Below are 5423 nucleotides of genomic sequence, written 5' to 3'. Positions count from 1 at the left end.
CTTCCCAAACGTCTCGAAGCTGTGCAGAATGCGCGCCCCGCTGCCGGGAAGTTCGAGTTGGCGGGGCGTGTTGGAGGCGGTTTTTCGGGACGTGTTGACGGCTTGGGAAGTTGCTGTAAGATGCGCGGCCCGCCGGGTCTCAGGCAGAGCCTGAACGGTGGCGGGGCGGCAGGAAAAAGGGTGCGGTGAGGTGTTGACGGCCCCGGAAACTGCTGTATGATGAGCGGCTCCCTCGGGCACTTAGGTGCGGCGGGGAAGCGGTAGAGGGAACGCGGCGCTGAGGCCGGTTCTTGAGATCTTTGACAGTGTGCGCAGGTGACTTGTGCGGGCGTCTGGCGAGTGGATGGTTGTCCATACGCTGGAGTCCGAACAGGAACCAAGTCAATTCAAATGCATGCAGATGCAAGCGATGTAATTTGGGACCTGGACGGCTCGGCACTCAAAGCATCTGGACTTCGGTCCAAGCAGTTTTAAGTGAAGAGTTTGATCCTGGCTCAGAGTGAACGCTGGCGGCAGGCCTAACACATGCAAGTCGAACGGCAGCACAGGGGAGCTTGCTCCCTGGGTGGCGAGTGGCGGACGGGTGAGGATAGCGTCGGAATCTGCCTTTTTGTGGGGGATAACGTAGGGAAACTTACGCTAATACCGCATACGACCTACGGGTGAAAGTGGGGGACCTTCGGGCCTCACGCAGAAAGATGAGCCGACGTCGGATTAGCTAGTTGGCGGGGTAAAGGCCCACCAAGGCGACGATCCGTAGCTGGTCTGAGAGGATGATCAGCCACACTGGGACTGAGACACGGCCCAGACTCCTACGGGAGGCAGCAGTGGGGAATATTGGACAATGGGCGCAAGCCTGATCCAGCCATGCCGCGTGTGTGAAGAAGGCCTTCGGGTTGTAAAGCACTTTTGTACGGGAAGAAACGCGACCGGTTAATACCTGGTCGAACTGACGGTACCGTAAGAATAAGCACCGGCTAACTTCGTGCCAGCAGCCGCGGTAATACGAAGGGTGCAAGCGTTACTCGGAATTACTGGGCGTAAAGCGTGCGTAGGTGGTTTGTTAAGTCAGATGTGAAAGCCCTGGGCTCAACCTGGGAACTGCATTTGATACTGGCAGGCTAGAGTGCGGTAGAGGGTAGCGGAATTCCCGGTGTAGCAGTGAAATGCGTAGATATCGGGAGGAACATCCGTGGCGAAGGCGGCTACCTGGACCAGCACTGACACTGAGGCACGAAAGCGTGGGGAGCAAACAGGATTAGATACCCTGGTAGTCCACGCCCTAAACGATGCGAACTGGATGTTGGGGACACTTAGGTCTTCAGTATCGAAGCTAACGCGTTAAGTTCGCCGCCTGGGAAGTACGGTCGCAAGACTGAAACTCAAAGGAATTGACGGGGGCCCGCACAAGCGGTGGAGTATGTGGTTTAATTCGATGCAACGCGCAGAACCTTACCTGGCCTTGACATCCACGGAACTTTCCAGAGATGGATTGGTGCCTTCGGGAACCGTGAGACAGGTGCTGCATGGCTGTCGTCAGCTCGTGTCGTGAGATGTTGGGTTAAGTCCCGCAACGAGCGCAACCCTTGTCCTTAGTTGCCAGCACGTAATGGTGGGAACTCTAAGGAGACCGCCGGCGACAAGCCGGAGGAAGGTGGGGATGACGTCAAGTCATCATGGCCCTTACGGCCAGGGCTACACACGTACTACAATGGTGGGGACAGAGGGCTGCAAACCCGCGAGGGCAAGCCAATCCCAGAAACCCCATCCCAGTCCGGATTGGAGTCTGCAACTCGACTCCATGAAGTCGGAATCGCTAGTAATCGCAGATCAGCATTGCTGCGGTGAATACGTTCCCGGGCCTTGTACACACCGCCCGTCACACCATGGGAGTGGGTTGCTCCAGAAGTAGCTAGTCTAACCTTCGGGGGGACGGTTACCACGGAGTGATTCATGACTGGGGTGAAGTCGTAACAAGGTAGCCGTATCGGAAGGTGCGGCTGGATCACCTCCTTTCGAGACTAAAGGCAGCTAATTGCTGGCCAGGCGTCCGCACAAGTGACCTGCATTCAGAGAGTGACCCCGTTGGGGCCATAGCTCAGCTGGGAGAGCACCTGCTTTGCAAGCAGGGGGTCGTCGGTTCGATCCCGACTGGCTCCACCACTCCCGTCAGGCAAGACTATTGGGTCTGTAGCTCAGGTGGTTAGAGCGCACCCCTGATAAGGGTGAGGCCGGTGGTTCGAGTCCTCCCAGACCCACCATCACATGCGAGTCCCTCGCAAGAGCCCGCACATCCCTGTGCGGACTTTTCAAGGAAAAGCCCGCTTCGGCCAGCCCGGTCGATGGCGGCGTTGGTGGTTCGAGAGCTCTCTGGATGTAACTGCGCACCAAAGATCTGAAGCACGCGGGCGTTGAGGCCTGGGTGCGTTCTTTGAAAATCGGGAAGTAGCGAGCGTTTTGAGACGAATGTCCATGACGTGTCGTAGAGGCTAAGGCGGGTGCCCTGGAGGCACCTATATTTGAGTCGTTGCAATATTCGCGTCCGGGCTTTGTACCCCCGGGCACAGAGACTCCAAGGCGACTTGGGGTTATATGGTCAAGCGAATAAGCGCACACGGTGGATGCCTTGGCGGTCAGAGGCGATGAAGGACGTGGCAGCCTGCGAAAAGCGTGGGGGAGCTGGCAACAAGCATTGATCCCGCGATGTCCGAATGGGGAAACCCACTGCGCAAGCAGTATCGTGCACTGAATACATAGGTGTACGAAGCGAACCCGGAGAACTGAAATATCTAAGTACCCGGAGGAAAAGAAATCAACCGAGATTCCCTCAGTAGTGACGAGCGAACGGGGACTAGCCCTTAAGTCGATTGTGTTCTAGCAAAACGGACTGGAAAGTCCGGCCATAGAAGGTGATAGCCCTGTATGCGAAAGGGCACATTCGATGAAATCGAGTAGGGCGGGGCACGAGAAACCCTGTCTGAACATGGGGGGACCATCCTCCAAGGCTAAATACTCCTGACCGACCGATAGTGAACCAGTACCGTGAGGGAAAGGCGAAAAGAACCCTGGTGAAGGGAGTGAAATAGACCCTGAAACCGTGTGCGTACAAGCAGTAGGAGCCCTTCGGGGTGACTGCGTACCTTTTGTATAATGGGTCAGCGACTTATTGTTCGTGGCAAGCTTAACCGTATAGGGGAGGCGAAGGGAAACCGAGTCTGATAAGGGCGCATAGTCGCGGGCAATAGACCCGAAACCGGGTGATCTAGTCATGCCCAGGGTGAAGGTTGAGTAACATCAACTGGAGGCCCGAACCCACTCCCGTTGCAAAGGTAGGGGATGAGGTGTGATTAGGAGTGAAAAGCTAATCGAACCCGGAGATAGCTGGTTCTCCTCGAAAGCTATTTAGGTAGCGCCTCATGTGAATCTTCCTGGGGGTAGAGCACTGTTATGGCTAGGGGGTCATCGCGACTTACCAAACCATGGCAAACTCCGAATACCAGGACAGACTGCATGGGAGACACACGGCGGGTGCTAACGTCCGTCGTGAAAAGGGAAACAACCCAGACCCACAGCTAAGGTCCCAAATTCCATGCTAAGTGGAAAACCATGTGGAAAGGCACAGACAGCCAGGAGGTTGGCTTAGAAGCAGCCACCCTTTAAAGAAAGCGTAATAGCTCACTGGTCGAGTCGGTCTGCGGGGAAGATTTAACGGGGCTAAGCATGGAACCGAAGCTTGGGGTGTCCCTGTAAAAGGGGACGCGGTAGAGGAGCGTTCCGTAAGCCGTTGAAGGTGGATCGAGAGGTCTGCTGGAGGTATCGGAAGTGCGAATGCTGACATGAGTAACGATAATGCGGGTGAAAAGCCCGCACGCCGAAAGCCCAAGGTTTCCTTGCGCAACGTTAATCGGCGCAGGGTGAGTCGGCCCCTAAGGCGAGGCAGAAATGCGTAGTCGATGGGAAGCTGGTTAATATTCCAGCACCTCGCGTAAGTGCGATGGAGGGACGGAGAAGGCTAGGTCTACCGGGCGTTGGTTGTCCCGGGGAAAGGCGGTAGGTGTGGGTCTTAGGCAAATCCGGGACCCTTTAACACCGAGCACCGAGACGAGCTCATTAGAGCGAAGTGATTGATGCCACGCTTCCAGGAAAAGCTCCTAAGCTTCAGCTTACGCAGACCGTACCGTAAACCGACACAGGTGGGCAGGATGAGAATTCTCAGGCGCTTGAGAGAACTCGGGTGAAGGAACTAGGCAACATGGCACCGTAACTTCGGGAGAAGGTGCACCCCTGCTGGTGGCTCGTGCGAGCTATAGCTGGCGGGGGTCGCAGTGACCAGGCCGCTGCGACTGTTTATCAAAAACACAGCACTCTGCAAACACGAAAGTGGACGTATAGGGTGTGACGCCTGCCCGGTGCCGGAAGGTTAATTGATGGGGTCAGCCGCAAGGCGAAGCTCTTGATCGAAGCCCCGGTAAACGGCGGCCGTAACTATAACGGTCCTAAGGTAGCGAAATTCCTTGTCGGGTAAGTTCCGACCTGCACGAATGGCGTAACGACAGCGGCGCTGTCTCCACCCGAGACTCAGTGAAATTGAAATCGCTGTGAAGATGCAGCGTTCCCGTGGCAAGACGGAAAGACCCCGTGAACCTTTACTATAGCTTTACACTGAACGTTGAGTTCGTCTGTGTAGGATAGGTGGGAGGCTTTGAAACCAGGACGCCAGTTCTGGTGGAGCCAACCTTGAAATACCACCCTGTCGTGCTTGACGTTCTAACCTGGGCCCGTAATCCGGGTCGGGGACCGTGTATGGTGGGTAGTTTGACTGGGGCGGTCTCCTCCCAAAGAGTAACGGAGGAGCTCGAAGGTACGCTCAGCGCGGTCGGACATCGCGCACTGTGTGCAAAGGCATAAGCGTGCTTGACTGCAAGATCGACGGATCAAGCAGGTACGAAAGTAGGACTTAGTGATCCGGTGGTTCTGTATGGAAGGGCCATCGCTCAACGGATAAAAGGTACTCCGGGGATAACAGGCTGATACCGCCCAAGAGTTCATATCGACGGCGGTGTTTGGCACCTCGATGTCGGCTCATCACATCCTGGGGCTGTAGTCGGTCCCAAGGGTATGGCTGTTCGCCATTTAAAGTGGTACGCGAGCTGGGTTCAGAACGTCGTGAGACAGTTCGGTCCCTATCTGCCATGGGCGTTGGAGATTTGAGAGGGGCTGCTCCTAGTACGAGAGGACCGGAGTGGACGAACCTCTGGTGTTCCGGTTGTCACGCCAGTGGCACTGCCGGGTAGCTATGTTCGGAAGCGATAACCGCTGAAAGCATCTAAGCGGGAAGCGCGCCTCAAGATGAGATCTCCCGGGAGCTTGACTCCCCTGAAGGAACCATCAAGACCAGGTGGTTGATAGGCTGGGTGTGTAAG

Annotated in this window: 2 tRNA genes and 2 rRNA genes; all 4 read left to right on the top strand. The window is 56.1% G+C overall.

The features are described from left to right. Positions 1 to 471: 471 nt before the first annotated feature. Positions 472 to 2016: ribosomal RNA gene (locus H4F99_RS14325) — 16S ribosomal RNA — on the top strand. A 71-nt stretch (positions 2017 to 2087) separates the two neighbouring features. Further along, positions 2088 to 2163 (top strand) — tRNA-Ala (locus tag H4F99_RS14320). Between the two features lie 21 nt (positions 2164 to 2184). Beyond that, positions 2185 to 2261, top strand: a tRNA-Ile gene (locus H4F99_RS14315). A gap of 333 nt (positions 2262 to 2594) precedes the next feature. After that, positions 2595 to 5423, top strand: a 23S ribosomal RNA gene (locus H4F99_RS14310); the annotation flags it as partial.

Source organism: Marilutibacter penaei, from assembly GCF_014145395.1.
Classification (GTDB): domain Bacteria; phylum Pseudomonadota; class Gammaproteobacteria; order Xanthomonadales; family Xanthomonadaceae; genus Marilutibacter; species Marilutibacter penaei.
This window is presented reverse-complemented; position numbering and strand designations above follow the sequence as displayed.